This is a genomic window from Enterobacter cloacae complex sp. SHL009 (assembly GCF_049237205.1).
Lineage (GTDB): Bacteria > Pseudomonadota > Gammaproteobacteria > Enterobacterales > Enterobacteriaceae > Enterobacter > Enterobacter cloacae_M.
In genome coordinates this window covers 419,223-446,019 of the sequence record NZ_JBMKIW010000003.1, presented here as the reverse complement: position 1 = coordinate 446,019, position 26,797 = coordinate 419,223, and the positions used below count along the sequence as shown (strand labels likewise).

The following is a 26,797-nucleotide window of genomic DNA, read 5'->3' as shown; positions in this document are numbered from 1 at the left end:
AAGTCTGGCAGAGAAGACGAATTAGTTCATCCAGCGGTCTTTACGCTTGCGGCTTGGGATCAGATGCGGCAGCACCAGACCCAGCACCAGACCCACGCCCAGCACGCCGCCGCCATACATAAACCACTGCATGATGATGGTGCGCTGTTTGTCGTCGAGCTGCAGATTAGCGGCATTCACCTTCTTCTGCGCGACAATCAGCTCGTTTTTCAGTTTCTGGTTCTCTTCTTTCAGACCGTTAATCACACCGTCGCTTTGCGCCACTTTCTGCTGCATTTCAGCGGTGCGCTGGTTCCAGGTGCCGTCGATGTTGTTCAGCTTATCGGTCAGGGTCTTCACCTGGTTTTCCAGATCCGGCACGCGGGTGCGCAGGCTTGGCACGGTGCTCAGCTCTTTCAGCGGGATCCAGGACGTACGGCCGGTACTGTCGCGAACCTGGCCATAGTTGGTGTCCGCGTTGGTCTGTAACAGGGTGACTTCCTCGCCGGCATTCACCGTGCCCACGAGGCGATAATTATCTCCGGGGCCACTGCGTACCCAGGTGTTCAGTTCGTCAGAAACGTAACGCTTCTCTTCAGCGTGCACTGCGGTTGCGGCGCTAAAAGCGAGTAAAGTAAGTCCAATCAGGCGTAATTTAAGCATCATTAGTCGTTATTTTCATAAATAGTGGAACGATAGTAGTGGCAACAGTGTCTCTACGCAAAGCATTCGTCAGCAATCAGAATCATCTGTGTCACGACTCTATACATTTACGCCCGACAAATTGCTCATTGCATGGCAATTTGGCGCAAAATACTATGTACTGACAAACAAATGGCGAGGAAGTTCGCCCTCATTGACGCGTCAGTGACGCCCGCAAAAGTACAAGGCTATGGCACAAGAAATCGAATTAAAGTTTATCGTCGAAAAAGACAGCGTTGACGCACTCCGCCAGCATCTGCATACGCTTTCCGGCGAACACCATGCACCGGTACAACTGCTTAATATCTATTATGAAACGCCAGACAGCTGGCTGCGCCGCCATGATATGGGGCTGCGCATCCGCGGCGCGAGCGGGCGCTACGAGATGACGATGAAAATTGCCGGCCGCGTGGTCGGCGGTTTACATCAGCGCCCGGAATACAATATCGACATCAGCAAGCCGGAACTTGAGCTGGAACGTTTCCCGGCGGAAGTCTGGCCGGATGGCGAGCTGCCTTCCACGCTGGCGGAACAGGTGCAGCCGCTGTTCAGCACCGATTTCTGGCGCGAGAAATGGCTGGTGGCGGAAGGCAAAAGCCGCATCGAAATCGCCCTCGATCTGGGGGACGTGAAGGCGGGTGAGTTCCAGGAGCCGATTTGCGAACTCGAGCTTGAGCTGCTGGAAGGGGACGCAAATGACGTGCTGAAGCTGGCGCGCAGGCTGGTGAACCAGTCCGGACTGCGTCAGGGAAGCCTGAGTAAAGCTGCGCGGGGTTACCATCTGGCCGCCGGAAATGCGCCGCGCGTGCTGAAAGAGACGACCATTTTGCACGTTGCGCCAAAAGCCAGCGTTGAACAGGGGCTGGAAGCCGCGCTGGAGCTGGCGCTTTCTCAGTGGCAATACCATGAAGAGCTGTGGGTGCGAAATGTGAAAAACGCGAAATCCCACGTGCTGGCGGCGATTGCCCTGGTGCGCCATACCCTGACGCTGTTCGGCGGTATTGTTCCTCGCAAAGCGAGCGCTCACTTACGTGACCTGCTGACGCAAACCGAAACGCTGATGCTCTCCGACGTATCGGCGCAAACGGCAATCTACAGCCCGCAAGCCGCGACGGCAAAACTGGCGCTGACCGAGTTTCTGGTGACGCGCGGCTGGCGCGCCTTCCTGGATGCGAAAGCCGAGACCAAAATCGCGGAAAACTTTAAGCGTTTCGCGGATATTCATCTTTCCCGTCATGCCGCCGAGCTGAAGAGCACCTTTGCGTATCCGCTCGGCGATCGGTATGGCGATCAGCTTCCTCGTCTGTCGCGCAACATCGACAGCATGCTGCTGCTTTCCGGCGCTTATGACGGAGTTAAAACCCAGGCCTGGCTGGAAAACTGGCAGGGGCTGAAGCATGCCATTGAGACCCGCCAGCATATTGAGATTGAGCATTTCCGTAACGAGGCCATTTCGCAGGAGCCGTTCTGGCTGCACAGCGGAAAACGTTAACTCTGGCAAGGAACCCCTATAATGCCGCTTTCTTCACCGTTACAGCAGCAGTGGCAGAGCGTTTGCGAACGTCTGCCTGAGTCATTACCGGCGTCATCGTTAAGCGAGCAGGCGAAGAGCGTGCTCGCCTTCAGTGATTTTGTGCAGGAAAGTATCACCGCCAACCCGGACTGGCTGGCGGAGCTTGAGAACGCACCGCCGCAGGCGGACGAGTGGCGGCAGTATGCCGGCTGGCTGCAAACCGCGCTCGAAGACGTTGCGGATGAAGCGACGCTGATGCGCGTCCTGCGCCAGTTCCGCCGTCGGGTGATGGTGCGCATTGCCTGGGCTCAGGCGCTGGAGCTGGTGAGCGAAGAGAGCACGCTGCAGCAGCTAAGCGAGCTGGCGCAAACGCTGATTGTCGCCGCGCGCGACTGGCTCTACGCCGCCTGCTGTAAAGAGTGGGGCACGCCGTGCAGCGAGGAAGGGGTCCCTCAGCCGCTGCTGATTCTGGGGATGGGCAAGCTGGGCGGCTGCGAGCTGAACTTCTCCTCCGACATCGACCTGATTTTTGCCTGGCCCGAGAACGGCTCCACGCGCGGCGGCCGTCGCGAGCTCGACAACGCCCAGTTCTTTACCCGCCTCGGCCAGCGTCTGATTAAGGCGCTGGATCAGCCGACGCAGGATGGTTTTGTCTACCGCGTGGACATGCGCCTGCGTCCGTTCGGCGACAGCGGGCCGCTGGTGCTGAGCTTTGCCGCGCTGGAGGATTACTACCAGGAGCAGGGGCGCGACTGGGAGCGTTATGCGATGGTCAAAGCGCGGATCATGGGCGACAGCGATGACGCCTACGCCAACGAGCTGCGCGCCATGCTGCGCCCGTTCGTGTTCCGTCGCTATATCGACTTCAGCGTCATCCAGTCCCTGCGCAATATGAAAGGGATGATCGCCCGTGAGGTGCGCCGTCGTGGTCTGAAGGACAACATCAAGCTCGGCGCGGGCGGTATTCGCGAAATTGAATTTATCGTCCAGGTCTTCCAGCTTATTCGCGGCGGCCGTGAGCCGTCCCTGCAGTCCCGCTCGCTGCTGCCGACGCTGAGCGCCATCGAGCAGCTGCACCTGCTGCCGGACGGCGATGCGCAAACCCTGCGCGAGGCCTATCTGTTTCTGCGCCGTCTGGAAAACCTGCTGCAAAGCATCAATGACGAACAGACCCAGACCCTGCCGGGCGATGACCTTAACCGGGCGCGCCTGGCCTGGGGCATGCGCGTGGACGACTGGGCCGCGTTAACCGAACGGCTGGATGCCCATATGGCAGGCGTGCGCCGCATCTTCAACGAGCTGATCGGTGATGACGAAAGTGAATCACCGGACGATGCGCTTTCCGAACACTGGCGCGAGCTGTGGCAGGACGCGCTCCAGGAAGATGACACCACGCCGGTGCTGACGCACTTAACCGACGACGCGCGCCACCGCGTGGTGGCGCTGATCGCTGATTTCCGTCTTGAGCTGAACAAACGCGCCATCGGCCCGCGCGGCCGTCAGGTGCTGGATCACCTGATGCCGCACCTGCTGAGCGAGGTCTGCTCGCGGGCGGACGCGCCGGTGCCGCTGTCGCGCATGATGCCGCTGCTGAGCGGGATTATCACGCGTACCACCTATCTGGAGCTCCTGAGCGAGTTTCCGGGGGCGCTGAAGCACCTGATTACGCTCTGCGCCGCGTCGCCGATGGTGGCCAACAAGCTGGCGCGTTACCCGCTGCTGCTGGATGAGCTGCTCGATCCGAACACGCTGTATCAGCCAACGGCGACGGATGCTTACCGGGACGAGCTGCGTCAGTATCTGCTGCGCGTGCCGGAAGAGGACGAAGAGCAACAGCTGGAGGCGCTGCGCCAGTTTAAGCAGGCGCAGATGCTGCGCGTGGCGGCGGCGGACATCGCCGGAACGCTGCCGGTGATGAAAGTGAGCGATCACTTAACCTGGCTGGCAGAGGCGATCATCGACGCGGTGGTGCATCAGGCGTGGGTGCAGATGGTGGCGCGCTACGGCCAGCCGAAACACCTGGCCGAACGTGAAGGACGCGGATTCGCGGTCGTGGGGTACGGCAAGCTTGGCGGCTGGGAGCTGGGCTATAGCTCCGATCTGGATTTAATCTTCCTGCACGACTGCCCGGTTGACGTAATGACCGACGGCGAGCGTGAAATTGACGGGCGCCAGTTCTACCTTCGCCTGGCGCAGCGCATTATGCACCTGTTCAGCACCCGCACCTCGTCGGGCATTTTGTATGAAGTCGATGCTCGTCTGCGTCCGTCCGGCGCGGCGGGCATGCTGGTGACCTCAACGGAATCCTTCGCCGATTACCAGAAGAATGAAGCCTGGACGTGGGAGCATCAGGCGCTGGTGCGCGCTCGCGTGGTGTATGGCGATCCGCAGCTCAAAACGCAGTTTGACGTCATCCGTAAGGACGTTATGACGACGGTGCGAGAGGGCGCCACATTACAAACAGAAGTGCGGGAAATGCGTGAGAAAATGCGCGCGCATCTCGGCAATAAACACCGCGATCGCTTTGATATTAAAGCCGACGAGGGCGGGATTACCGATATTGAGTTCATCACCCAGTATCTGGTGCTGCTGCACGCCCACGACAAGCCGAAGCTGACGCGCTGGTCCGATAACGTGCGCATTCTGGAGCTGCTGGCGCAAAATGACATCATGGACGAGCAGGAGGCGCAGGCTTTAACCCGCGCCTACACGACGCTTCGCGATGAGCTTCATCACCTGGCGCTGCAGGAGCAGCCGGGGCACGTGGCGCTGGACTGTTTTGCTCATGAACGTGCTCAGGTAACGGCCAGCTGGCAGAAGTGGCTGGTGGAACCGTGCGTAACAAATCAAGTGTGATATTATCGCGCGCAAATTGTGAATCTTTCTGGAGTCAGGAATGAAAGTAACACTGCCAGAGTTTGAACGTGCTGGGGTAATGGTTGTTGGGGATGTGATGCTGGATCGCTACTGGTATGGGCCTACCAGCCGCATCTCTCCGGAAGCACCGGTACCGGTGGTTAAGGTCGACACCATTGAAGAGCGTCCCGGCGGCGCGGCAAACGTGGCGATGAACATTGCCTCTCTGGGCGCGCAGTCGCGTCTGGTGGGCCTGACCGGCATCGACGATGCGGCGCGTGCGCTGAGCAAGTCGCTGGCGGACGTGAACGTGAAGTGCGACTTCGTCTCTGTTCCGACCCACCCGACCATCACCAAGCTGCGCGTGCTGTCGCGCAACCAGCAGCTGATCCGCCTCGACTTTGAAGAAGGATTCGAAGGCGTTGATCCCGAGCCGCTGCACGAGCGTATCAACCAGGCGCTGGGCAATATCGGCGCGCTGGTGCTGTCCGACTACGCCAAAGGCGCGCTGGCGAGCGTGCAAACGATGATTCAGCTGGCGCGTAAAGCCAGCGTGCCGGTGCTGATCGACCCGAAAGGGACCGATTTTGAGCGCTATCGCGGCGCAACCCTGCTGACGCCAAACCTCTCCGAGTTTGAAGCTGTGGCGGGCAAGTGCAAAACCGAGGAAGAGCTGGTTGAGCGCGGCATGAAGATCATTACTGACTTTGAGCTGTCCGCGCTGCTGGTCACCCGTTCCGAGCAGGGGATGACGCTGCTGCAGCCGGGCAAAGCGCCGCTGCATATGCCAACCCAGGCGCAGGAGGTGTACGACGTGACCGGTGCCGGTGATACGGTGATCGGCGTGCTGGCGGCGACGCTGGCAGCAGGAAACTCGCTGGAAGAGGCGTGCTACTTCGCTAACGCCGCGGCGGGCGTGGTCGTCGGTAAACTCGGTACCTCAACCGTTTCGCCAATCGAGCTGGAAAACGCGGTGCGCGGTCGTGCGGATACCGGTTTTGGCGTCATGACCGAAGACGAGCTCAAGGTGGCCGTCGCCGCCGCGCGCAAGCGTGGTGAAAAAGTGGTGATGACTAACGGCGTGTTCGACATTCTGCACGCGGGTCACGTTTCGTATCTGGCGAACGCGCGCAAGCTGGGCGATCGCCTGATTGTGGCGGTTAACAGCGATGCATCGACGAAGCGCCTGAAGGGCGAAACGCGTCCGGTGAACCCGCTCGAGCAGCGCATGATTGTGCTCGGCGCGCTGGAAGCGGTGGACTGGGTGGTGTCGTTTGAAGAAGATACCCCGCAGCGCCTGATTGCAGGTATTCTGCCGGATCTGTTGGTCAAGGGCGGGGATTACAAGCCGGAGCAAATCGCGGGTAGCGAAGAGGTCTGGGCGAACGGCGGCGAGGTGATGGTGCTCAACTTTGAGGACGGGTGTTCAACCACCAACATCATCAAGAAGATCCAGAAGGACAGTCAGTAAAAAAACGGGCCAGCTGGCCCGTTTTTTTATGTCGGGTGGCGGCTGCGCCTTACCCGACCTACGCGTATATGTATGCCCGGTAAGCGAAGTGCCACCGGGCGATACAACCAGCACTTACTCCTGGTCGTCCACCGGTGGAATAGCCGGTGCCGGCTTCACTTCTTCCGGCGCATTGCGGTTTTCCAGCTCGGTCAGACGCTGTTCCAGCAGCGCCAGCTTCTCGCGGGTGCGCAGCAGAACCTGGGTCTGCACGTCAAACTCTTCGCGGCTGACTAAATCAAGGCGAACCAACTGCGCCTGCAGCGTCTGGCGGATTTTCTTTTCTACGTCATCACCAAATTCACGAATGCCTTTTGGCATAGACTCGTGAACCTGACGCGCGATCTGCTCAATTTTTTTCGGGTCAATCATTGGCGTTTCCCTTGATGGAAAAGTGTTAGTGTCCATTGTAGCGCGTCATGCCCGGGGTAAACAAAATTGTTTGATGCTTATGCATTGCCCAGGATAATCAATAGCGTTATAGTTATCTCGCTTATTCTCAGGGCGGGGCGAAATTCCCCACCGGCGGTAAATCAGCGTGACGCTGAAAGCCCGCGAGCGCTTTGGGTGAAAACTCAAAGGTCAGCAGATCCGGTGTAATTCCGGGGCCGACGGTTAGAGTCCGGATGGGAGAGAGTAACGATCAAGTCGGGCATGGGCCCGCTCACGTTATCTTTTTGCCGCTTATACGGCGCTCCTAAGACTGCCCTGATTCTGGTAACCATAATGTTAATGAGGTTTTTTTACCATGAATCAGACGCTACTTTCCTCTTTTGGCACTTCAACTCAACGTGTTGAACATGCACTGGATGCACTGCGCGAAGGCCGCGGTGTGATGGTGCTTGACGATGAAAACCGTGAAAACGAAGGCGACATGATTTTCGCCGCCGAAAACATGACCGTTGAACAGATGGCGCTGACCATCCGTCACGGCAGCGGCATCGTATGCCTGTGTATTAATGAAGATCGTCGTAAGCAGCTCGATCTGCCGATGATGGTCGAAAACAACACCAGCGCCTTTGGTACCGGTTTTACCGTGACCATTGAAGCGGCGCATGGCGTGACCACCGGTGTGTCTGCGGCTGACCGTCTGACCACCGTACGTGCAGCGATTGCTGATGGTGCCAAACCATCCGATCTGCACCGTCCTGGCCACGTCTTCCCACTGCGTGCACAGGCGGGCGGCGTGTTGACCCGCGGTGGTCACACCGAAGCGACGATCGACCTGGTGACGCTGGCTGGCTTCAAACCTGCTGGCGTGCTGTGCGAACTGACCAACGATGATGGCACCATGGCGCGCGCGCCGGAGTGCATCACCTTTGCCCGCCTGCACAACATGCCGGTGGTCACGATTGAAGATCTGGTTGAGTATCGCCAGGCGCACGAGCGCAAAGCTAGCTGAAAATAAAAACGCCGGGAAGTCCCGGCGTTTTTTTACCCGATTCCTGCGCTCTGCAGCAGAACCAGACTTAATCCCATCACCGACATTCCGCACAGCACGCCATAGCTGGGGTTGTTGTTTGGATCGATCTCCTTCGCCAGCGGCATCAGTTCATCCACCGAAAGCGCAACCATGATCCCGGCTACCGCTGCCATGATCGCCGCCATCACTACCGGAGAGACCAGGCTACCAAGGATCAGCCAGGCCAGTACGCCGCCAAGGATTTCGGCCATCCCGGAAATGCCCGCCCAGAACACCGCGGTGCGTTTCGATCCCGTTGCGGCATACACGGGTCCGGCGACGGCCAGTCCTTCAGGAATATTGTGTAAGGCGACCGCCAGCGCGATGCCAAAGCCCATCTCAAGATTGCTGCTGGCCGTCACGTAGGTAGCGACCCCTTCCGGGAAGTTGTGCAGGCTGATGCCAAGCGTTAACAGCACGGCGGTACGCTTGATATTGCGCGGCATGGGCGTCACGTTTTTCTGCATTAAATCCTGCGGATGCGCGTGTGGTAGCATCCGATCGAGGGCAAAGTATCCCAGCAGGCCAAAGACAAACATGCCGTAGCCCAGCAGCGGAGACATGCCTTCAGTGCCCAACGCGGCAGGCAGCATCTCCATCAGGGAGATGAGCAGCATGATCCCGGCAGCAAAGCCCAGTGAAAAGGCCAGTACTCGGTTAGAGGGCTTTTGGCCGAGCACGCCGAGGATCGCACCGATGAAGGTCGCGGCGCCCGCCAGTATGGTCAGGATCAAGGGGACTGACATGCATTGCTCCTTTTGATAATCATTCTCATTAATATAAATGATCCATTTCTGGCAAAGCGAGGGTGAAAACCCGGCTTTACACATTCCTTACATTCAAATTTCCTGATGATGATCTTCACGCTTATCTGCGTTCATCTTTGCCGGATTGCGCGTAATGTAGCACCATTAAATTGACACCTTCTGTAAGGATATCACCATGACTTCTTCCCGTATGCCAGCCCTGTTTTTAGGCCACGGTAGCCCAATGAACGTTCTGGAAGACAACGTCTATACCCGCGCCTGGCGTCATCTGGGCGAGACGTTGCCGCGTCCGAAAGCGATCGTGGTGGTGTCTGCGCACTGGTTTACCCGTGGGACAGGCGTGACCGCCATGGAAGCGCCAAAAACCATTCATGATTTTGGCGGCTTCCCACAGGCGCTGTACGACACGCATTATCCGGCCCCCGGCTCGCCTGCGCTGGCGCAAAAGCTGGTAGAGTTGCTGGCGCCTGTCCCTGTGACGCTGGATAAAGAAGCCTGGGGCTTTGACCATGGCTCCTGGGGCGTGCTGATTAAAATGTATCCTGACGCGGATATCCCGATGGTGCAGTTGAGCATCGACAGTACTAAACCGGCGGCCTGGCATCTGGAGATGGGGCGTAAGCTGGCAACCCTGCGTGATGAAGGCATCATGCTGGTGGCGAGCGGCAACGTGGTGCATAACCTGCGTACCGCACGCTGGCACGGTGAGAACACGACGTACCCGTGGGCAACCTCTTTTAACGACTACGTCAAAGCGAACCTGACCTGGCAAGGCCCGGCTGAGGAGCACCCGCTGGTGAACTATCTGGATCACGAAGGCGGTTCGCTCTCTAACCCGACGCCGGAACACTTCCTGCCGCTGCTGTACGTTCTTGGCGCGTGGGATGGTCAGGAACCGGTGACGATCCCGGTCGACGGTATCGAGATGGGGAGTTTGAGTATGCTGTCGGTGCAGGTGGGATAATAAAAGCAAAACGGCAACCTAAGGTTGCCGTTTTTAGTGTTTGCACCCTCTCCCTGTGGGAGAGGGGCGGGGTGAGGGCATCAGGCTGCGGCCTATTCGACAAAAATGTGCGGATAAAACCGTGACAGATCCTGCGTGATCAGCGCGCGATCTTCGCGAATGCCAATCCCGGCCGGCAGATCGTTAATGAGCCAGCTGCCAATCAGGGTATAGCTATCGCCAAATTTCGGCAGCTGCCAGAACTCCTGGACGATCATCCCTTCTTCGCCGTATGGCCCTTCAACCGCTTCCAGCGTCTTGCCGTTTTCGATAATCGAGACGTTTGCCCCTTCGCGGGAGAAGATCGGCTTAACGACGTATTTCTCCATTTGCGGGTAATCATCTTCCGCAAAATAGGCTGGCAGCAGGTTCGGGTGGTTGGGGAACATCTCCCAGAGCATCGGCAGCAGGGCTTTGTTAGAGATGATGCTCTTCCAGGCCGGCTCCAGCCAGCGCACGCCAGCATCTTCCAGCTTGGTGGAAAACATCTCGCGCAGCATGTATTCCCACGGGTATAGCTTGAACAGGTTGCTGATCACCTGGTCCTGCATATCCGTAAACTGACCCTTTTCACCCAGGCCGATATCCTCGATATAGAGGAACTCGGTCGCCACTTCCGCTTCGGCGGCGCAGTCCTGAAGATACTGAACCGTGCCACGGTCTTCTTCCGTGTCGCGGCAGCAGGCGAGATGGAGCAGGTTAAAGCCATGCTGTTCGCGCAGTTCGGCAAAACGCTCAATCAGCTTTTCCTGCAGGCTGTTAAACTGGTCGCTGCCTTCCGGCAGGTTTCCGGCATTGGCCTGATCTTCCAGCCAGATCCACTGGAAGAACGCCGCTTCATACAGAGAGGTTGGCGTATCGGCGTTGTTTTCCAGCAGCTTAGGCTCGCCTTTGCCGTCCCACGCCAGATCCAGGCGAGAGTAAAGCGAAGGTTGATTCGTTTTCCACGACTGGCGCACAAAGCCCCAGGTGTGCTTCGGAATGCGGAACTTTGCCATCAGCTCGTCGCTGTCGATGACCTTTTCCACGACCTTCAGGCACATCTGGTGCAGCTCGGCCGTCACCTCTTCCAGTTTTTCCACCTGGGCCAGCGTGAGCTTGTAATAGGCGTCTTCACACCAGTACGGCTCGCCGTACATGGTGTGGAAGTTAAAACCGTACTCGGTGGCTTTTTCGCGCCAGTCCGGGCGCTCGGTGATACTGACTCGTTCCATGATCAGCCGCCCATTGAGCGAGTAGAGGAGGTGCCTGTCGCACTACGCTGCATGCTGGTCTGCTTCGCCACAGATTCACCAAACCCGCCGCGGGTGATGGTGCTGGTCGTCGCAGGCTTCGGCGCCATCGCCGTTTTCGGTACGGTCACGGTGCGGCCGGGGGTCGCTGCGCCGTAGCCTTTGCCGCTGGCATCGGTATATTGACCGTAAGCCGGGCTGGCCGGGTTTTTCGAGCTAAACAGCGGCTGCTGCTGGTAGCCCGCACCGCCGCCCATCAGGCGACCCATCATGTAGCCTGCCATCAGCGGCATCCAGAAGCTGCCGCTGGACTGCGCCTGAGCCTGATTTTCAGGTGCGGTGCCGGCCTGAGCCGGTGCCTGCTGGCACTGACCTTCACCAAACTCCGCCACGCAGTCTTCGCGTGAGGCATATTTCGGCGCGGTACGTTCCGCTTCTTTCAGCGCGCTGGTGTAGGCCGTTTTACATTCGGCCGCTTTACCAGTGGCGGCAGAGCAGTCGTCCGCGTTTTGATACAGCGAAACCGTTTCGTCATTTTTCTCACAGCCTGCCAGCATAAAGACAGCCGTGACCGCCAGCGCAACAGGGGTGAGGTGACGCGCGTTCCAGCTCTTACGGAACGAAGCGTGATTTATAGATTTTGTCCGTTTCATCTTTGTCTTCCAGGACCCAGTGGTAATAACGCTCAGGATAGAGGATGAGTGGTTGAAAATGAAGCGAAGAGGGGCGGAATCAGGGGGATCTTTACGTTGGCTTACGTTCGGATGTGATTCAGATGCGCCCTCTCCCTGTGGGAGAGGGCGGGGCGAGGGCATCAGGCCGCAGTGGACCTGATGACACTCTTAGTTACGGAACGGATTATTGCCTTTGCTGGCGGATGTAGTGGTACGCGCAGCGGCCGGCTGTGCCGCAGGGGTGTTGCTGTTAGCGTTGAAGTTATCAACCGCGGCAACCTGCTCCGGATTCTCCGGTGCAACGCTGTCCGGAGAGGTGGAGACCGGTTTGCCCAACGCGCTGTTCAGCATCTGCAGGTCTTGCTCGTTCAGCGTACCCAGAGCCTGTTTGATGTTCAGCTGGTTAATCAGGTACTGGTAACGCGCGCTGGAGAGCTGCTGTTTCGCGTTGTACAGCGTGGTGGTAGCATCGAGCACGTCCACAATAGTACGTGTACCGACCGAGTAACCTGCTTCCATCGCGTCCAGGGAGCTCTGTGCAGACACAACGGCCTGTTTATAGGCGTTGATGCTGCTGATTGAGGCGTTCACGTTGTTGAAGGAGGAACGCACGGTCTGCACCACGTTGCGGTGGGCGCTTTCCAGCTGCTCGCTCGCGCCAACAAAGTTGTACTGCGCCTGTTTCACCTGGGAGTTGACCTGACCGCCCTGATACAGCGGCAGGGAGAAGCTCAGGCCCACCTTGTTCTGGCCCATATTGCTGTCGTCATACTGGGACGTATTGGTTTTAGAGCCGCTGTAGGTCGTATCAGAGACACCGGTAGACGCGCTCAGGCTCAGGGTTGGCAGATGGCCGTCCTGCGCCTGACGAATTTGCTCGCGGGCCAGGTCCTGGCTCAGACGCGCCTGCAGCAAACTCAGGTTGCGGTTTTCCGCCTCTTTCAGCAGGGCGTTAACGGCCTGCGGTTTATCCGTTTTGAAGCTGTCCACGTTCAGCGACGCCAGCTCAGGATAGTAATTCCCGGTGACCTGACGCAGGGATTCCAGCGCGTTGTCGAGGTTGTTACGCGCGGTCACTTCGTTAGCCAGCACGGTGTCGTACTGTGAACGGGCGTTCTGCACGTCGGTGATCGCGACCAGGCCCACGTTGAAGCGCTGGGTGGTTTGATCTAACTGACGGTAAATGGCCTGTTTCTGCGCTTCGGTGTAGGAGAGTGCGTCAATCGCGCTCAGCACGTTGAAGTACGCCGTGGCAGTGTTCAGGATCAGCGTCTGCTGGTCGGTCTGATAGGTCACATCCTGAATACCCGCACTCTTTTCCTGCAGGGTCAGGGCGCGCCATTTGGACATATCAAACAGCGTCTGTGTCAATTGCAGTGAGGCGCTGGTAGCATTGGAGTTTACGCCGTTAGCGTCGCGGAAACCGTTGCTGTAGGTATAATCTGCACCTAAACCTAACTGTGGCAGCAAGGGGCTACGCGCTTCGTTAATCTTTTCAAACGCAGCATCACGATCGGCCGCTGATTTACGTAAATCAGGGTTGCCCAGACGTGCCTGCTGGTAGACCTGTAACAGGTTTTCCGCCTGGCTCATTGCACTGAAGCCCGTCAGGCTCAGGCCGATAAGGATGGGGAGCAATTTCTTCATTTGCATTCCTTGTTGTGAAGCAGTATTAGCGCTGATCTAATTAAAAAATAATTGCCGATTCTAACAGAATCTTCCATACCAAAAGGTTGGCGTAACGTGCCATCTGGCGGTAATTTGCACCAATCTACCATATAGCCTTACAAACGGCAGCCAAACAGCCTTGAAATTCACAATTTCATCACCATTGCTACCAGGACTCGACTCATGCAAAAACCAGAAAAGTTGCCCGTGACATTCGCCAAAAACGATGTAGAAATTATTGCACGAGAAACGCTTTATAGCGGTTTTTTTTCAATGGATCTTTACCGTTTCAGGCATCGCCTGTTTAACGGGGAAATGAGCGGCGAAATCAGACGCGAAATTTTTGAGCGCGGGCATGCGGCAGTCTTGCTACCCTTTGACCCAGTGCGTGACGAAGTTGTGCTGGTGGAGCAGATCCGCATCGCCGCTTATGACGTCAGTGAGAGCCCGTGGCTGCTGGAGATGGTGGCCGGGATGATCGAAGAAGGCGAAACGGTTGAAGACGTCGCCCGGCGCGAGGCGCTGGAAGAGGCCGGACTGGTGGTGGGTCGCACCAAGCCGGTGCTGAGCTATCTGGCAAGCCCGGGCGGTACCAGCGAGCGCTTGTCCATTATGGTGGGCGAAGTGGACGCCACGACGGCGGAAGGGATCCACGGTCTGGCAGATGAAAACGAAGATATTCGGGTTCATGTGGTGAGCCGGGAACAGGCTTATCAGTGGGTAGAAGAGGGGAAAATCGACAACGCAGCGTCTGTCATCGCCCTGCAATGGCTACAGCTGCATTATCAGACATTACGAAACGAGTGGAAAAAATGAAGCGCTATACGCCTGACTTCCCAGAAATGATGCGCCTGTGCGAAACCAATTTCGCACAGCTGCGCCGCCTGCTGCCGCGAAACGACGCACCCGGCGAAACGGTAAGCTATCAGGTGAGCAACGCGCAGTATCGGTTAACGATAACAGAATCAACGCGCTACACTACGCTGGTGGAGATTGAGCAAACGGCACCCAGCATTAGCTACTGGAGCCTGCCGTCGATGACGGTGCGCCTCTATCACGACGCGATGGTCGCTGAAGTGTGTTCAAGCCAGCAGATCTTTCGCTTCAAGGCGCGGTATGATTACCCGAATAAAAAGTTGCATCAACGCGACGAAAAGCATCAAATTAACCAGTTTTTAGCCGACTGGCTAAGATATTGTTTAGCACATGGAGCAATGGCGATTCCGGTTTGTTAGCGTCATAAACCTACCTAAGGACACCATTTGGAAAGCCTGTTGAACCTGACTGTTGCTGGTGGGGCGCCAGTCAGGATATTACAAATCACCGATACCCACCTTTTTGCCGAAAAGCATGAGACGCTACTGGGGGTTAACACCTGGGAGAGTTATCAGGCGGTGCTTAGCGCCATTCACGCTGAAAACCGTGCATGCGATCTGATTGTCGCAACGGGCGATCTGGCGCAGGATCAGTCCTCCGCGGCCTACCAGCATTTTGCTGAAGGCATCGCGAGCTTTAGCGTGCCTTGCGTCTGGCTGCCAGGAAACCATGACTTCCAGCCCGCTATGTACAGTTCTCTTCAGGATGCGGGCATTTCGCCGGCGAAATGTGTTTTTGCGGGTGAACAGTGGCAGATCCTGCTGCTGGACAGCCAGGTGTTTGGCGTCCCGCACGGTGAGTTAAGCGAGTTTCAGCTCGACTGGCTTGAGACCAAACTGGCTGCTGAACCTGAACGCCACACGCTGCTGTTGCTGCATCATCATCCTCTGCCGGCGGGCTGCAGCTGGCTCGATCAGCACAGCCTGCGCAACTCCGCAGCGCTGGATCGCGTGCTGGCCAAGTTCCCGCGGGTGAAAAATCTGCTGTGTGGGCATATTCACCAGGAACAGGATCTCGACTGGAACGGACGCCGCATGCTGGCGACGCCATCGACCTGTGTTCAGTTTAAGCCGCACTGCGCCAACTTTACGCTGGATACCATCGCGCCAGGTTGGCGCTGGCTGGAACTGCATGCTGACGGCTCGCTGACCACGGAAGTCTGCCGTTTGACCGGTGCAAAATTCCGCCCGGATACCGCTTCAGAAGGCTATTGATGTCTACGCTCCTTTATCTGCACGGATTCAACAGCTCGCCGCGCTCCGCAAAAGCGACACAGTTTCGCCAGTGGCTGAGCGAGCATCACCCCGACGTTGAGATGATTATCCCGCAGCTGCCGCCTTATCCGGCAGAGGCCGCGGAGATGCTGGAAACCATCGTGCTTGCGCACGGCGGCGAAACCTTCGGTGTGGTCGGTTCATCCCTGGGGGGATATTACGCCACCTGGCTCTCGCAATGCTTTATGCTGCCCGCCGTTGTGGTTAATCCGGCGGTACGGCCATTTGAGCTGCTGCGGGACTTTCTTGGCGAAAACGAGAACCCCTACACCGGCCAGCAATATGTGCTAGAGTCACGCCATATTTACGATCTCAAAGTTATGCAGGTCGACCCGCTTGAGGCGCCGGATCTCATCTGGCTGCTGCAACAGACGGGTGATGAAGTGCTGGATTACCGCCAGGCAGTGGCGTATTACGCCTCCTGCCGCCAGACTATAGAAGAGGGCGGAAACCATGCTTTCACGGGCTTTGAGAATCATTTCACCCAGATTGTCGATTTTCTTGGACTGCACAGCCACTGACAATCAATGCGAATTGCTAGTTTAAATCATGACGCAAACCTATAACGCTGATGCCATTGAGGTCCTCACCGGGCTTGAGCCGGTTCGCCGCCGCCCGGGGATGTACACCGATACGACGCGCCCAAACCATCTGGGCCAGGAAGTTATTGATAACAGTGTGGACGAAGCGCTGGCGGGCCATGCCAAACGCGTCGACGTTATCCTGCACGCCGATCAGTCGCTGGAAGTCATCGACGACGGGCGCGGCATGCCTGTGGATATCCACCCGGAAGAGGGCGTGCCTGCCGTTGAGCTGATCCTCTGTCGTCTGCACGCGGGCGGTAAGTTCTCCAACAAGAACTACCAGTTCTCCGGTGGTCTGCACGGCGTGGGCATTTCCGTCGTGAACGCCTTGTCCAAACGCGTGGAAGTGAACGTCCGTCGCGACGGCCAGGTCTATAACATCGCGTTTGAAAACGGCGATAAGGTGCAGGATCTGCAGGTTGTCGGCACGTGCGGCAAACGCAACACCGGCACAAGCGTCCACTTCTGGCCTGACGAAAGCTTCTTCGACAGCCCGCGCTTTTCCGTTTCTCGCCTGACGCACCTGCTGAAAGCCAAAGCGGTGCTGTGTCCGGGCGTGGAAATCACCTTTACCGATCACGTTAACAATACCGCACAAACCTGGTGCTACGCCGAGGGTCTGAACGACTACCTGTGCGAAGCGGTAAACGGCCTGCCAACGCTGCCGGAAAAACCGTTTGTCGGTAACTTTAGCGGCGATACCGAAGCCGTGGACTGGGCGCTGCTGTGGCTGCCGGAAGGCGGCGAGCTGCTGACGGAAAGCTACGTTAACCTGATCCCGACCATGCTCGGCGGTACCCACGTCAACGGCCTGCGTCAGGGGCTGCTGGACGCGATGCGTGAGTTCTGCGAATACCGCAATATTCTGCCACGCGGCGTGAAGCTGTCGGCGGAAGATATCTGGGATCGCTGCGCCTACGTGCTCTCCGTGAAGATGCAGGATCCGCAGTTTGCCGGCCAGACCAAAGAGCGCCTGTCGTCACGTCAGTGCGCGGCATTCGTCTCCGGCGTGGTGAAAGATGCGTTTACCCTGTGGCTGAACCAGAACGTGCAGGCGGCAGAGATGCTGGCCGAAATGGCGATTTCCAGCGCCCAGCGTCGTCTGCGTGCCGCGAAGAAAGTGGTGCGTAAAAAGCTGACCAGCGGCCCTGCGCTGCCGGGCAAGCTTGCGGACTGTACCGCGCAGGATCTCAACCGTACCGAGCTGTTCCTCGTGGAAGGGGATTCGGCGGGCGGATCGGCCAAGCAGGCGCGCGATCGTGAATATCAGGCGATCATGCCGCTCAAGGGTAAGATCCTGAATACCTGGGAGGTCTCTTCTGATGAAGTGCTGGCCTCGCAGGAAGTGCACGATATCTCGGTAGCGATCGGCATCGATCCGGACAGCGACGATCTGAGCCAGCTGCGCTACGGCAAGATCTGTATCCTCGCGGATGCGGACTCCGATGGTCTGCACATCGCCACGCTGCTGTGCGCGCTCTTCGTGAAGCATTTCAAAACGCTGGTGAAAAACGGTCACGTCCACGTGGCGCTGCCGCCGCTGTACCGTATCGACCTCGGCAAAGAGGTTTACTACGCGCTGACGGAAGAAGAGAAAGCGGGCGTGCTGGAACAGCTGAAGCGCAAGAAGGGCAAACCGAACGTGCAGCGCTTTAAAGGGCTGGGCGAGATGAACCCGATGCAGCTTCGCGAAACGACGCTGGATCCGAACACGCGCCGTCTGGTGCAGCTGACGATCAGCGACGAAGACGAACAGCAAACCAACGCCATGATGGATATGCTCCTTGCCAAGAAACGTTCGGAAGACCGACGCAACTGGCTGCAGGAGAAAGGCGATATGGCGGATATTGAGGCCTGATGCCCTCACCCTAACCCTCTCCCACAGGGAGAGGGAATGGATCGTAGGCCTGGTAAGCGTTAGCGCCACCGGGCTTTTTTACGTCAAAACTCCATCTTCACCGTAAACTGCACTTCGCGTGGATCGCCAATCTGGTTGCCCAGGTTGTTGGTCGCAATGGACGACGTGTAGTAGTTCTTATCAAACAGATTTTTCACGTTCACCTGCAGCGTCACCGGATACTGTAGCTTCATTTTGTACGCCGCAAACGCATCCGCCACGAAATAGCCCGGCAGATAATAATCCGCGCCGTTGGTTGCGGAACGACGGCTTACGCCGTGCCCGCCGCCGCCCAGCGTCAGGGTATTCCCGGCAAACGCATTGTGAATGTCGTAGGTCAGGAACAGGGAGCCGGTATGGCGCGGCACGTTTGGCAGCGGTTTGCCCGCATAGTCCGGGTCTTCCAGCACCTTCGCGTCGGTATAGCCGTAGCTGGCGATAATGTTGGTGTTCTCGGTCAGCGAGCCGGCAAGATCCACCTCCACGCCCTGGGAGCGCACGCGGCCCGCGGTTTTGGCGACGGTTTCATCACCAATGCTTTCGGTGTACAGCACGTTGCGCTTGTGGATATCAAACAGCGCGATATTGGCAGTAATGCCGTCGAACAGGTCAAACTTAGCGCCGATTTCATACGCGTTAGACGTTTCCGGCGGCAGGTCGCCGATGTAGCTCGCAATGGACGACTGCGGCATAAACGTCTGGGAATAGTTGGCAAACAGCGAGACCGCTGGGGTGAGCTTATAAACAAGACCCAGCTTCGGCGTCCACTGGTCGTCGCGGCTGTCGGTGTTCACGTTAAACGGACGGCCTTTCCCCGCATACTGGGTGTAATACTGATAGCGCATTCCGGCGACGGCGATCCACTTATCGGTCAGGTACAGCGCGTCCTGCGCGTAGGCGGAGTAGCTCTCCTGCTTGATGGTTTGATCGCTGTCGGATGCCGAGACGGTGGTGCACTTGCCGAGGCTGCCGTAGCTCGGGTTGTAAATATTGAAATCCTTAACGTTCTTACAGCGGATCATGTCCGTACGCAGCAGATCGTAATTCTCATATGACACGCCGGTCAGGATCTCATTGTAAAAGCCCGCGATGTCCACGTTTCCCTGTAGATCCGCGCGCGTCGTGTGCATACGCTGGGTCGAGCCCTGGGTCGCATCCACGCGGCGGGTCAGGTTGCCGGTTTTTGAATCGTAGGCCATCACGCGGGCCTGGTTATCGCTGTATTTATCCTGGCTGTAGCTGTAGTCGAACTTCGCGGTCCACTGGCTGTTGAGGCGATACTCCGCGTTGAGCTGAGCGAGATCGGACTGGCCGTCGGTCACGTTAAACGGTTCGTCGAAGCGGGTTTTACGATCGACGTCGACGGCTTTTTTAGTGTTGAGATCGAAGATCGTTCCGCGATCGAACGGCGTTTTATAGTCGCGATGCGAATAGAGCACGGTCACAGTGGCATCGTCGCCGAACCAGGTCAGCGACGGGGCGATAAAGGTGCTGCGTTCGTTGCCGAAATTACGCCAGTAATCCTCGTCCTGATATTCGCCCGTCAGGCGATACGCCAGACGCGTGCCGTCAATCGGGCCGGTAACATCAACCTGTCCGGTGCCGCCGCCAAAGCTGGACGAGGTAGCGGAAAGTGAGCCGCCGAAGGTCTTCTCCGGGCGTTTGGTGACGACGTTGATCAGGCCGCCGGGGTCGAGAATACCGTATAGGGTCGAGGCCGGGCCTTTCAGCACCTCCACGCGCTCGGTTGCGGCATTAAAGCTGCGCGGCAGCACGGTGCGCAGGCCGTTGGTCATGATCGAGCCGTCGCGGTTCGCGCCAAATCCGCGGCGCACGAAGGCATCCTGCGTACCGCCCAGGGTGTTGGTCTGCACCACGTTGCTGACGTTATAGAGCGCTTCATCCAGCGTGGTGGCATGCTGATCCTCCAGCACTTTGTCGCTGACGGTATTGACCACCTGCGGGATGTCCAGCATCGGCATGTTGGTTAACGTCGCGGTGGAGGTATTCAACGGCTGATAGCCATTCGTGGCCTCCGCCGTCGTATTTGGATCGGCGGTGACGGTAAGCGTTTCGCCGTCTTTAGTCGCGGTGTTATCTGCTGCCTGCACCAGCGGCGCCATGAACAGCAGTGAAAAGAGCGCGCGCCCTTTTACCCCAGAGAGTGAAGGTGTGAACGTAGCCATTACATCTGTTATCCCGAAATATCCCGCGAATGACGTTTCGCGGAAAAATGTGTGAGTCATTGCCCTTTACGGTCTGTCCGTTAGCCACGGCGGGCATCGGACATGTAATTGAGAATCATTCAATCATGCGCGAATGTAGTAGTAAATGGAAAAAAGCAAAAATCGGCTACAACGTTTATCCGGGCGTATAAGCGCAGCGGGACAATTATTAACTTATTGAATTAAATGCTTTTGAAAGTCCTTTCTTGTTCATTCCCCCTTAGACTTATCCCTGGTTTTATCAGGGTGTTTCTTCTCTTGACTACTACATGGCGCAGCGTCAAACTCTCAAAAGAGAATGATTTTTATTTATATTTGTTGCGCTTCTTTATTACGTTGGCATTCACGTGGCTCACAACACAAAAAAACCGGGACTGGTTCTGGAGAACCTCTCTGCGGGCTATCAGAAAAAAATCATCGTTGATGATATCTCCCTTGCGATCCCACAGCAGAAAATGACGGTGCTGGTAGGGGCGAACGGCTGCGGAAAATCCACGCTGCTGAGCACCATTGCGCGTTTGCTTCAGCCGCTTGGCGGCGCGGCAGTTCTCGACGGCAAGGCGATCCACGAGCAGCCGACCAAAGCCGTCGCCCGCGAGCTGGGTATCCTGCCGCAGTCTCCGCTGCTCCCGGAAGGGTTAACCGTCTTTGAGCTGGTCTCGCGCGGGCGTTTTCCCTGGCAAAACTTTATGCGCCAGTGGAGCGACGAGGACGAGCTGGCGGTGGAAGAGGCCCTGCGTCTGACCGGAACGGCGGAGTTTGCCCATATGCCGGTGGAAAGCTTATCCGGCGGCCAGCGTCAGCGCTGCTGGATCGCCATGGCGCTTGCGCAGCAAACGCCGTATATCCTGCTTGACGAGCCCACGACGTTTCTCGATCTTCGCTATCAGGTGGAGATCCTGGAACTGCTGCACACCCTGACCCGCCAGCACGGACGTACCGTCGTGGTGGTGCTGCACGATCTCAATTTCGCCGTGAACTACGGCGATTCGCTGGTCTTTTTACGCCAGGGGAAAGTTGAAGGCGTATTGCATGAGGGCGATGCCTGCACGCCGGAGCTGATCAAAGCGGTGTTTGATGTCGACGTGCATATGTCCATAAATCCGTTGACCGGCAAGCCGTTCTTTATGCCGTTTCGCCAGAGCACCGTTCAGCCATGATGCGCTCCTCTCTGGCCTTTCCGATCTCCGCACTGCTGCTGGCGCTGGGCGCTATTCTGCACCTGGGCATCGGCGCACGCTTCATCGCCCCGCAGACGGTGGTGGAGGCATTCTTCCATTTCGATCCGCGCAATTTCGACCATAACGTCATTATCAAATTAAGACTGCTGCGCCTCTGCGCCGCGATGGTGACGGGCGCCGCGCTCGGCGTGGCGGGCGTGCTGCTGCAGTCCGTGATCCGCAACCCGCTCGGCGAGCCGCATATTCTGGGGCTCAACGCCGGGGCCGCGCTGGCGGTAGTGATTACCAGCGCGCTTGGGCTGTCGCTGCCGTTTGGTCGCCCGCTCGTTGCCGCCGCCGGTGCCGCCGCGCTGTTTTTGCTGGTTCTGATGTTCTCCTCGTCCGGTCGCACCGGGCTTACGCCGATGAAGGTCACGCTGTGCGGCGTGGCGATGTCGGCGTTTGCCTCGTCGATTACCGCCGCGGTGTTAATTCTCGATGAACAGACGCTGCTCGCCATGCGCACCTGGCTGGCAGGGGACCTGGCCGGGATCAACGTGCAGACGCTCCGGAGCGCCCTTTGGGCCGCAGCAGCCGGTTTTGTTCTCGCCATCGGTCTGTCGCCCTCGCTCAACATGCTTGCGCTGGGAGACCGAATGGCGCAGGGGCTTGGCGTGTCGCTGCTGAAAACCCGCCTGCTCGCCCTGCTGGCCATCGCGCTGCTCTGCGGCGCGGCCGTCTCAATTGCCGGGCCGATTGGCTTTATCGGCCTGGTCGTGCCGCAGCTCATTCGCCGTCTGGTGTCGGTCGATTTACGCGTGATGGTGCCGCTGTCAGCCCTGTGCGGCGCGCTGGTTCTGCTGCTGGCGGATATCGCCGCCCGCTCGCTGTTTACGCCCTGGGAGCTGGCAACCGGCATCATGACGGCCCTGGTCGGCGCACCCGTATTCATCTTTATGGCGTCGAGGATGTTCAAATGAACCGGGCCGGATTCCGCGCGATCCGTATTGGCCGTGTATCGGCGCTGGTTCGCCCGCGGGCGCTGGCGTGCCTGACGCTTTTGGCGCTGGTGGCGTTAAGCCTGCTGGGCTTTGGCCTGACGCACGGATCTCTTCCTGTTCCCACCTCCGCCATCGGGCGCGCGCTGTTTTCTCCTGAGAGTCTGACGGCGGAGACGCGCTACATCGTGATGGATATCCGCCTGCCGCGCCTGCTGATGGCGGTGCTGTGCGGCGCGATGCTCGGCATGGCGGGGGCGGCAATGCAGTCCATCACCCGCAATGGTCTGGCCGATCCCGGGCTTATCGGCGTGAAGGAGGGCTGTAGCGCGGCGGTACTGCTGCTGATTTTTCAGTTCCCGGCGCTGGGCCTGGCCTGGCGTCCTCTGGTCGGCATGGCCGGTGGACTGCTTACCGCGCTGCTGGTTATCGCCCTGGCGCGCGATATCTCGCGCCCGCGGTTCATCCTGATCGGCATCGGCGTGTCGTGGGCGTTTGCCGCCGCAATGGGCGTCTTTATCACCACCGCCGACGTGCGGGACGTGCAGACGGCGATGCTGTGGCTGGCGGGAAGCCTGCATGCGGCAAACTGGACGCTGGTGGGGTTAGCCGCGCTCTGGGCTGCCCCCGCGTTTGCGCTGCTGCTTTTTACCGCACGGGCTGCGGACGTGGCGTTGCTCGGCAATCAGGCCGCAGCGGGCCTTGGCGTTCGCATAACCCGGCTGGCGCTGCTGCGGGTTCTCGCCCCGGTGGTGCTGACGGCGGCCTGCGTCTCGTGCGTTGGCAGTATAGGTTTCGTGGGGCTTATTGCCCCGCATATGGCGCGCCTGCTGCTGCGCGGTGGGCAAACCGCGCTCCTGACTGGAAGCGCCGTGCTGGGCGCGCTGCTGGTGCTGCTGGCGGATAACGTCGGACGTCTGGCATTCCTCCCGCTGCAGCTGCCGGCGGGAATTGTGATTTCATTGATTGGCGGACCGTTTTTCCTGCTGCTGCTCTGGCAGCGTCGGGACAGATTTTAGGAGACTATGATGCGCGTACTGTTTTCGATGCTGTTGCTGGTGGGGTTCGCGGTGGGGGCGGCGGAGCCGACGCAGACGTTTACTGACGATCTGAACCGAAAAGTGGTGGTGCCGGTTCATCCGAAACGGATTGTCTCTTTACACGATCTGGATATCACCATTCCGCTGATTGAGCTTGGCGTGCCGCCGGTGGCAAGCCATGGCCGCACGCGGCCGGACGGCAGCCACTTTCTGCGCTCCAGCGGCATGTTGACCGGCGTCGACTTCGATAATTCCGACATTAAATTTATCGGCACGGCCGATATCGACATTGAAGCCATCGCCGCCGCAAAGCCTGACCTGATCGTTACCGAGCCGACCCGCAACACCCCGGTGGAACAGCTAGCGAAAATTGCCCCGACGGTGAGCATCGATCATCTCGACGGCGGCGCGCCGGAGATCTACCGCAAGCTGGCTCAGCTGACGGGAACGCAGGCGCGGCTTAAGGTTCTGGAGCGGCGCTATCAGGAGCAGATTAAGGCGCTGAAGGCGACTATTGATACCCGCAAGGTGACCGTGTCCGTGATTCAGGCGAATCAGGGAAAGATTAACGTCATGCACAGCTACCACTCGCTGGGCCGCGTGCTGCGCGACGCCGGGTTCACCTTCCCGCCGCTGATTGAGAGCATCCCGGAAGGAGGGCGCATCGACGTCAGCGCCGAGCGCCTGCCGGAGCTGGATGCCGATTTCGTCTTCGCCACCTGGCGCGGGGATACGGGCGGTAAACCGCAGGACGAGCTGGCGGCGATGGATGCGGTCATGCCGGGCTGGTGTCAGTTCCTGAATGCCTGCCGAACCGGGCATTACGTGCTGATCTCGCGTGAAGAGGCCATCTCGAATTCGTACGCCTCGTTAGGGCTGATGGCCGCGCAGGTGCAGTCGCAGATTGCCGGGCGTCCGCTGCCGGAGGCGTCACGGTGATCCGCAAAGAGAAAGGGCGCGTGGATATCTATGGCGACCGCTTTCGCGCGCGCGCGCATCAGCTGACGCCGCGTCTGCTGCAGGTTGCACGCTATATTCATGACAACCGAGAAGCGGTGATGGAACAGACCGCGATGGAGATCGCGACGCTGTTGAAAACCTCAGACGCCACGGTGGTCCGCGCCATTCAGGCGCTGGGTTTCGCCGGGCTGCGCGATCTCAAGCAAACGCTGGAGCAGTGGTTTGGTCCGGTGGTCACCTCCAGCGAAAAGATGTCCACCACGGTGAATACGCTCGCCAGCGACGTCAACGCGAGCATTGATTTCGTGCTGGAGGGGCATCAGCACACCTGCGAAGTGTTATCCGAGCCCCACAACCGCTACGCGATGGCCCAGGCCGTCTCTCTGCTGGCGCAGGCGAGGCAGGTCGCCATATTTGGCATTGGCGCCTCCGGCATTCTGGCCGAGTACACCGCCAGGCTGTTCAGCCGAATGGGGTTACCCGCCACGCCGCTTAACCGTACCGGAATAGGGCTTGCCGAGCAGCTGATTGCGCTTCAGCGCGGCGACGTGCTGGTGATGATGGCGCAGAAATCCGCGCACCGGGAGGGGCAAACAACGCTGCGTGAAGCGAAGCGTCTGGGCATTCCAACCATCCTGCTGACCAACGCCCTCGACTCACGCTTCAGCAAGGAGGCCAGCGTGGTGATTCACGTTCCGCGCGGCGGCGAAAAAGGCAAAATTCCGCTCCACGGCACGGTGCTGCTGTGTCTGGAGATGATTATTTTATCCGTGGCCTCCACCGAGCCGCAGCGCACCATCAAGTCGATGAAGCGCATCAACGAGTTACATCGTGGGTTAAAACCGGGGAAGAAAAGCAGCTGATTTCCCCGGCTCGCGGATCACGCCTTAGGAATACGCAGCGTCTGGCCAGGATAGATTTTATCCGGGCTGGAGAGCATCGGGCGGTTAGCCTCAAAAATCTTATTGTACTTGTTGGCATCGCCGTAGACGGTTTTGGAGATAGCGCTCAGGGTATCGCCGGATTTCACCGTATAGTAGGTGGCTTCATCTTTGGCATCGGTCGCGGTGATGTTGTTCTCCACCTCGCTGACGCCCGCGATGTTCCCGACGGCGACCTGGATTTTTTCTTTCTGCTCCTGGGTCAGCCCGTCACCCGTCACGCTGGCTTTGCCGTCGGTAACGTTAACCTGAACCTTATCTGAACCGGGAATATTGAGTTTTTTGAGATGCTCGGTGATTTTGTCACTCTGGCCTTTATGATCGGTCAGGTTATCCCATAGCTTTTCGCCTGCTTCTTTCACGAAGTTAAAAAGACCCATTCCATCCTCCTGTTAATCATGAAGTCAGAATAAGCATAGCAGTTGAGTTTTAAGCTGATAAAAAACCCGGTAGCGCTGACGCTCACCGGGCCTGGATCTGTTCGCCCTCTCCCTGTGGGAGAGGGCGGGGTGAGGGGAAACTTAAACCCCTTGCTCCAGAATGCGGATGTGGGTTTCCAGCACGTCACCCTTCACCGCGTCACTCCACGCTTTCATGTGAGGGGTCTGCAGGTGCGCTTCAAGGTGCGCGACGGTTTCCCACTGCTCAACCATGATGATTGAGTCTGGCGCGGTCGCCTGGAAGCTGGCGTCAGTGGCGGCATCCACCATCGGCGCGTAGCCGTGGCAGCCTTCTTCTTTCAGTACGGTCGGGATAATTTTCACGAACTGATCCAGCACCGCCTGACGGTGATGTTGACCTGGACGAGTACGGATTTCTGCGATTACGGTAAGCATGTTTACTACTCCTTTAATTCCAGGCTACCAGTTAAGCAAAAATTTTCGCGAGATGCTTGCGATATTCTGCGATATAGCTCGGGACGTCAGGCATTTTAATCACGTCGTTGACGATAAAGGTCGGCAGCGGATCCATGCCCAGGAACTGGTTAGCCTTGTGGAACGGCAGGTACGCGCCGTCGACGCCCACGCCTTCGAAGAACTGATCTTTATCGGTGAAGGCTTCCAGCGGGGCGTTCCAGGTCAGCGAGAGCATATATTTTTTGCCCTGAATCAGGCCGCCCGAGCCGTATTTTTTGGAGGCGTCAGAGCGGGTGCGGCCATCGCTGGCATACAGTGAGCCGTGACCTTCGGTGAACACGTCGTCCATGTATTTTTTTACGGTCCACGGCGCGCCCATCCACCAGCCTGGCATCTGCCAGATCACCACGTCAGCCCACAGGAAGTTCTGCACTTCGGCCTTCACGTCATAATTGCTGTCCGCGCGCACGACCTTAACATCATGCCCGGCGTCGCGCAGGAAACCGTCCGCGACCTCGGTCAGGGTGTCATTCAGCTGGCCTTTAGAATGCGCAAATTCTTTTGCACCGTTGATAATCAGGATGTTGCTCATTATTTGTCCTCGATGATGAGAGTTTGG

Annotated in this window: 25 protein-coding genes and 1 riboswitch; of the genes, 15 read left to right on the top strand and 10 right to left on the bottom strand. The window is 58.2% G+C overall.

Features of this window, described 5'->3' with window-relative positions; genetic code table 11:
* Positions 1-21: 21 nt before the first annotated feature.
* The gene (locus tag ACOTZC_RS10865; protein WP_024906484.1) at positions 22-642 is read right to left on the bottom strand and encodes a TIGR04211 family SH3 domain-containing protein; all 621 of its coding nucleotides are present in this window, start codon (positions 640-642) and stop codon (positions 22-24) included.
* 229 nt (positions 643-871) lie between these two features.
* On the opposite strand from ACOTZC_RS10865, the gene ACOTZC_RS10860 reads away from it, so the two are divergent.
* The 3 genes from ACOTZC_RS10860 to hldE are packed head-to-tail and all read left to right on the top strand — an operon-like array spanning position 872 to position 6,521.
* Positions 872-2,173, top strand: coding sequence for an inorganic triphosphatase (locus tag ACOTZC_RS10860; protein ID WP_023309211.1), 1,302 nt, complete (start codon positions 872-874; stop codon positions 2,171-2,173).
* A gap of 21 nt (positions 2,174-2,194) precedes the next feature.
* On the top strand, positions 2,195-5,050 hold the full coding sequence (glnE, locus tag ACOTZC_RS10855; protein WP_421635765.1) for a bifunctional [glutamate--ammonia ligase]-adenylyl-L-tyrosine phosphorylase/[glutamate--ammonia-ligase] adenylyltransferase: 2,856 nt from the start codon (positions 2,195-2,197) through the stop codon (positions 5,048-5,050).
* A 40-nt stretch (positions 5,051-5,090) separates the two neighbouring features.
* Positions 5,091-6,521, top strand: a complete 1,431-nt coding sequence (gene hldE, locus ACOTZC_RS10850) for a bifunctional D-glycero-beta-D-manno-heptose-7-phosphate kinase/D-glycero-beta-D-manno-heptose 1-phosphate adenylyltransferase HldE (protein WP_248169600.1) — start codon at positions 5,091-5,093, stop codon at positions 6,519-6,521.
* A 114-nt stretch (positions 6,522-6,635) separates the two neighbouring features.
* Here the strand turns inward: hldE and ubiK are convergent, their stop codons facing one another.
* Entirely contained in the window at positions 6,636-6,932 is a 297-nt protein-coding gene (ubiK, locus tag ACOTZC_RS10845; protein WP_014071796.1) for a ubiquinone biosynthesis accessory factor UbiK, read from the bottom strand.
* A gap of 119 nt (positions 6,933-7,051) precedes the next feature.
* Positions 7,052-7,202: riboswitch (FMN riboswitch) on the top strand.
* A 106-nt stretch (positions 7,203-7,308) separates the two neighbouring features.
* Between ubiK and ribB the strand changes: the two genes are divergently transcribed.
* Positions 7,309-7,962: a 3,4-dihydroxy-2-butanone-4-phosphate synthase gene (ribB, locus tag ACOTZC_RS10840; protein WP_023309208.1), complete on the top strand. Its 654-nt coding sequence runs from the start codon at positions 7,309-7,311 to the stop codon at positions 7,960-7,962.
* Positions 7,963-7,994: 32 nt separating this feature from the next.
* On the opposite strand, the gene zupT is transcribed toward ribB, so the two are convergent.
* Positions 7,995-8,768, bottom strand: coding sequence for a zinc transporter ZupT (zupT, locus tag ACOTZC_RS10835; RefSeq protein WP_045404035.1), 774 nt, complete (start codon positions 8,766-8,768; stop codon positions 7,995-7,997).
* 196 nt (positions 8,769-8,964) lie between these two features.
* Between zupT and ygiD the strand changes: the two genes are divergently transcribed.
* On the top strand, positions 8,965-9,753 hold the full coding sequence (gene ygiD / locus ACOTZC_RS10830; protein ID WP_421635764.1) for a 4,5-DOPA dioxygenase extradiol: 789 nt from the start codon (positions 8,965-8,967) through the stop codon (positions 9,751-9,753).
* Between the two features lie 92 nt (positions 9,754-9,845).
* Here the strand turns inward: ygiD and ACOTZC_RS10825 are convergent, their stop codons facing one another.
* The 3 genes from ACOTZC_RS10825 to tolC form a co-directional block, all read right to left on the bottom strand.
* The gene (locus tag ACOTZC_RS10825; protein WP_023309205.1) at positions 9,846-11,006 is read right to left on the bottom strand and encodes a glutathionylspermidine synthase family protein; all 1,161 of its coding nucleotides are present in this window, start codon (positions 11,004-11,006) and stop codon (positions 9,846-9,848) included.
* A gap of 2 nt (positions 11,007-11,008) precedes the next feature.
* Positions 11,009-11,677, bottom strand: a complete 669-nt coding sequence (locus ACOTZC_RS10820) for a DUF1190 family protein (protein WP_023309204.1) — start codon at positions 11,675-11,677, stop codon at positions 11,009-11,011.
* A gap of 189 nt (positions 11,678-11,866) precedes the next feature.
* Positions 11,867-13,345 carry an outer membrane channel protein TolC gene (tolC, locus tag ACOTZC_RS10815; protein ID WP_032659905.1) on the bottom strand — a complete coding sequence of 493 codons (1,479 nt, stop codon included), beginning with the start codon at positions 13,343-13,345 and terminating at the stop codon, positions 11,867-11,869.
* A 204-nt stretch (positions 13,346-13,549) separates the two neighbouring features.
* On the opposite strand from tolC, the gene nudF reads away from it, so the two are divergent.
* From nudF to parE, 5 genes are read left to right on the top strand one after another with little or no spacing between them, the layout of a single operon-like run.
* Positions 13,550-14,182, top strand: coding sequence for an ADP-ribose diphosphatase (nudF, locus tag ACOTZC_RS10810; protein WP_008502974.1), 633 nt, complete (start codon positions 13,550-13,552; stop codon positions 14,180-14,182).
* Positions 14,179-14,601, top strand: coding sequence for a DUF1249 family protein (locus ACOTZC_RS10805; RefSeq protein WP_003862516.1), 423 nt, complete (start codon positions 14,179-14,181; stop codon positions 14,599-14,601). The genes nudF and ACOTZC_RS10805 overlap by 4 nt, the downstream gene beginning before the upstream one ends.
* 27 nt (positions 14,602-14,628) lie before the next feature.
* Complete coding sequence (cpdA, locus tag ACOTZC_RS10800) at positions 14,629-15,456, top strand: 3',5'-cyclic-AMP phosphodiesterase (protein WP_023309202.1); 828 nt, start codon at positions 14,629-14,631, stop codon at positions 15,454-15,456.
* Positions 15,456-16,037 (top strand): esterase YqiA, encoded by a 582-nt coding sequence (gene yqiA / locus ACOTZC_RS10795; RefSeq protein ID WP_023616244.1) that lies wholly within the window; start codon positions 15,456-15,458, stop codon positions 16,035-16,037. Before cpdA ends, yqiA begins: the two co-directional genes overlap by 1 nt.
* A 28-nt stretch (positions 16,038-16,065) precedes the next feature.
* Positions 16,066-17,958 carry a DNA topoisomerase IV subunit B gene (parE, locus tag ACOTZC_RS10790; protein WP_421635763.1) on the top strand — a complete coding sequence of 631 codons (1,893 nt, stop codon included), beginning with the start codon at positions 16,066-16,068 and terminating at the stop codon, positions 17,956-17,958.
* Positions 17,959-18,041: 83 nt separating this feature from the next.
* Here the strand turns inward: parE and ACOTZC_RS10785 are convergent, their stop codons facing one another.
* Complete coding sequence (locus ACOTZC_RS10785; RefSeq protein WP_421635762.1) at positions 18,042-20,183, bottom strand: TonB-dependent siderophore receptor; 2,142 nt, start codon at positions 20,181-20,183, stop codon at positions 18,042-18,044.
* 386 nt (positions 20,184-20,569) lie between these two features.
* On the opposite strand from ACOTZC_RS10785, the gene ACOTZC_RS10780 reads away from it, so the two are divergent.
* Genes ACOTZC_RS10780 through ACOTZC_RS10760 form a run of 5 tightly spaced genes read left to right on the top strand, consistent with a single transcriptional unit; the run spans position 20,570 to position 25,243 of the window.
* Positions 20,570-21,382 carry an ABC transporter ATP-binding protein gene (locus tag ACOTZC_RS10780; protein WP_029740700.1) on the top strand — a complete coding sequence of 271 codons (813 nt, stop codon included), beginning with the start codon at positions 20,570-20,572 and terminating at the stop codon, positions 21,380-21,382.
* The gene (locus tag ACOTZC_RS10775; protein ID WP_163354169.1) at positions 21,379-22,362 is read left to right on the top strand and encodes a FecCD family ABC transporter permease; all 984 of its coding nucleotides are present in this window, start codon (positions 21,379-21,381) and stop codon (positions 22,360-22,362) included. Before ACOTZC_RS10780 ends, ACOTZC_RS10775 begins: the two co-directional genes overlap by 4 nt.
* A complete protein-coding gene (locus ACOTZC_RS10770; RefSeq protein WP_045404020.1) occupies positions 22,359-23,399 on the top strand; it encodes a FecCD family ABC transporter permease in 1,041 nt (346 codons plus the stop codon). Before ACOTZC_RS10775 ends, ACOTZC_RS10770 begins: the two co-directional genes overlap by 4 nt.
* Positions 23,400-23,408: 9 nt before the next feature.
* On the top strand, positions 23,409-24,359 hold the full coding sequence (locus tag ACOTZC_RS10765; protein ID WP_047173605.1) for an iron-siderophore ABC transporter substrate-binding protein: 951 nt from the start codon (positions 23,409-23,411) through the stop codon (positions 24,357-24,359).
* The gene (locus ACOTZC_RS10760; protein ID WP_047173604.1) at positions 24,356-25,243 is read left to right on the top strand and encodes a MurR/RpiR family transcriptional regulator; all 888 of its coding nucleotides are present in this window, start codon (positions 24,356-24,358) and stop codon (positions 25,241-25,243) included. Before ACOTZC_RS10765 ends, ACOTZC_RS10760 begins: the two co-directional genes overlap by 4 nt.
* A 17-nt stretch (positions 25,244-25,260) precedes the next feature.
* On the opposite strand, the gene lysM is transcribed toward ACOTZC_RS10760, so the two are convergent.
* From lysM to ACOTZC_RS10745, 3 genes are all read right to left on the bottom strand, one after another.
* A complete protein-coding gene (gene lysM / locus ACOTZC_RS10755; protein WP_023309194.1) occupies positions 25,261-25,701 on the bottom strand; it encodes a peptidoglycan-binding protein LysM in 441 nt (146 codons plus the stop codon).
* Between the two features lie 141 nt (positions 25,702-25,842).
* Positions 25,843-26,157, bottom strand: coding sequence for a putative quinol monooxygenase (locus ACOTZC_RS10750; RefSeq protein WP_023309193.1), 315 nt, complete (start codon positions 26,155-26,157; stop codon positions 25,843-25,845).
* 31 nt (positions 26,158-26,188) lie between these two features.
* On the bottom strand, positions 26,189-26,770 hold the full coding sequence (locus ACOTZC_RS10745) for an NAD(P)H-dependent oxidoreductase (protein WP_023309192.1): 582 nt from the start codon (positions 26,768-26,770) through the stop codon (positions 26,189-26,191).
* Positions 26,771-26,797 lie beyond the last annotated feature (27 nt).

What these genes read in the sequence shown, in the direction of transcription:
- ACOTZC_RS10865 (WP_024906484.1), bottom strand. Translation starts at nt 642, where the DNA reads ATGCTTAAATTACGCCTGATTGGACTTACTTTACTCGCTTTTAGCGCC.
- ACOTZC_RS10860 (WP_023309211.1), top strand. Translation starts at nt 872, where the DNA reads ATGGCACAAGAAATCGAATTAAAGTTTATCGTCGAAAAAGACAGCGTT.
- glnE (WP_421635765.1), top strand. Translation starts at nt 2,195, where the DNA reads ATGCCGCTTTCTTCACCGTTACAGCAGCAGTGGCAGAGCGTTTGCGAA.
- hldE (WP_248169600.1), top strand. Translation starts at nt 5,091, where the DNA reads ATGAAAGTAACACTGCCAGAGTTTGAACGTGCTGGGGTAATGGTTGTT.
- ubiK (WP_014071796.1), bottom strand. Translation starts at nt 6,932, where the DNA reads ATGATTGACCCGAAAAAAATTGAGCAGATCGCGCGTCAGGTTCACGAG.
- ribB (WP_023309208.1), top strand. Translation starts at nt 7,309, where the DNA reads ATGAATCAGACGCTACTTTCCTCTTTTGGCACTTCAACTCAACGTGTT.
- zupT (WP_045404035.1), bottom strand. Translation starts at nt 8,768, where the DNA reads ATGTCAGTCCCCTTGATCCTGACCATACTGGCGGGCGCCGCGACCTTC.
- ygiD (WP_421635764.1), top strand. Translation starts at nt 8,965, where the DNA reads ATGACTTCTTCCCGTATGCCAGCCCTGTTTTTAGGCCACGGTAGCCCA.
- ACOTZC_RS10825 (WP_023309205.1), bottom strand. Translation starts at nt 11,006, where the DNA reads ATGGAACGAGTCAGTATCACCGAGCGCCCGGACTGGCGCGAAAAAGCC.
- ACOTZC_RS10820 (WP_023309204.1), bottom strand. Translation starts at nt 11,677, where the DNA reads ATGAAACGGACAAAATCTATAAATCACGCTTCGTTCCGTAAGAGCTGG.
- tolC (WP_032659905.1), bottom strand. Translation starts at nt 13,345, where the DNA reads ATGAAGAAATTGCTCCCCATCCTTATCGGCCTGAGCCTGACGGGCTTC.
- nudF (WP_008502974.1), top strand. Translation starts at nt 13,550, where the DNA reads ATGCAAAAACCAGAAAAGTTGCCCGTGACATTCGCCAAAAACGATGTA.
- ACOTZC_RS10805 (WP_003862516.1), top strand. Translation starts at nt 14,179, where the DNA reads ATGAAGCGCTATACGCCTGACTTCCCAGAAATGATGCGCCTGTGCGAA.
- yqiA (WP_023616244.1), top strand. Translation starts at nt 15,456, where the DNA reads ATGTCTACGCTCCTTTATCTGCACGGATTCAACAGCTCGCCGCGCTCC.
- parE (WP_421635763.1), top strand. Translation starts at nt 16,066, where the DNA reads ATGACGCAAACCTATAACGCTGATGCCATTGAGGTCCTCACCGGGCTT.
- ACOTZC_RS10785 (WP_421635762.1), bottom strand. Translation starts at nt 20,183, where the DNA reads ATGGCTACGTTCACACCTTCACTCTCTGGGGTAAAAGGGCGCGCGCTC.
- ACOTZC_RS10775 (WP_163354169.1), top strand. Translation starts at nt 21,379, where the DNA reads ATGATGCGCTCCTCTCTGGCCTTTCCGATCTCCGCACTGCTGCTGGCG.
- ACOTZC_RS10770 (WP_045404020.1), top strand. Translation starts at nt 22,359, where the DNA reads ATGAACCGGGCCGGATTCCGCGCGATCCGTATTGGCCGTGTATCGGCG.
- ACOTZC_RS10765 (WP_047173605.1), top strand. Translation starts at nt 23,409, where the DNA reads ATGCGCGTACTGTTTTCGATGCTGTTGCTGGTGGGGTTCGCGGTGGGG.
- lysM (WP_023309194.1), bottom strand. Translation starts at nt 25,701, where the DNA reads ATGGGTCTTTTTAACTTCGTGAAAGAAGCAGGCGAAAAGCTATGGGAT.
- ACOTZC_RS10750 (WP_023309193.1), bottom strand. Translation starts at nt 26,157, where the DNA reads ATGCTTACCGTAATCGCAGAAATCCGTACTCGTCCAGGTCAACATCAC.
- ACOTZC_RS10745 (WP_023309192.1), bottom strand. Translation starts at nt 26,770, where the DNA reads ATGAGCAACATCCTGATTATCAACGGTGCAAAAGAATTTGCGCATTCT.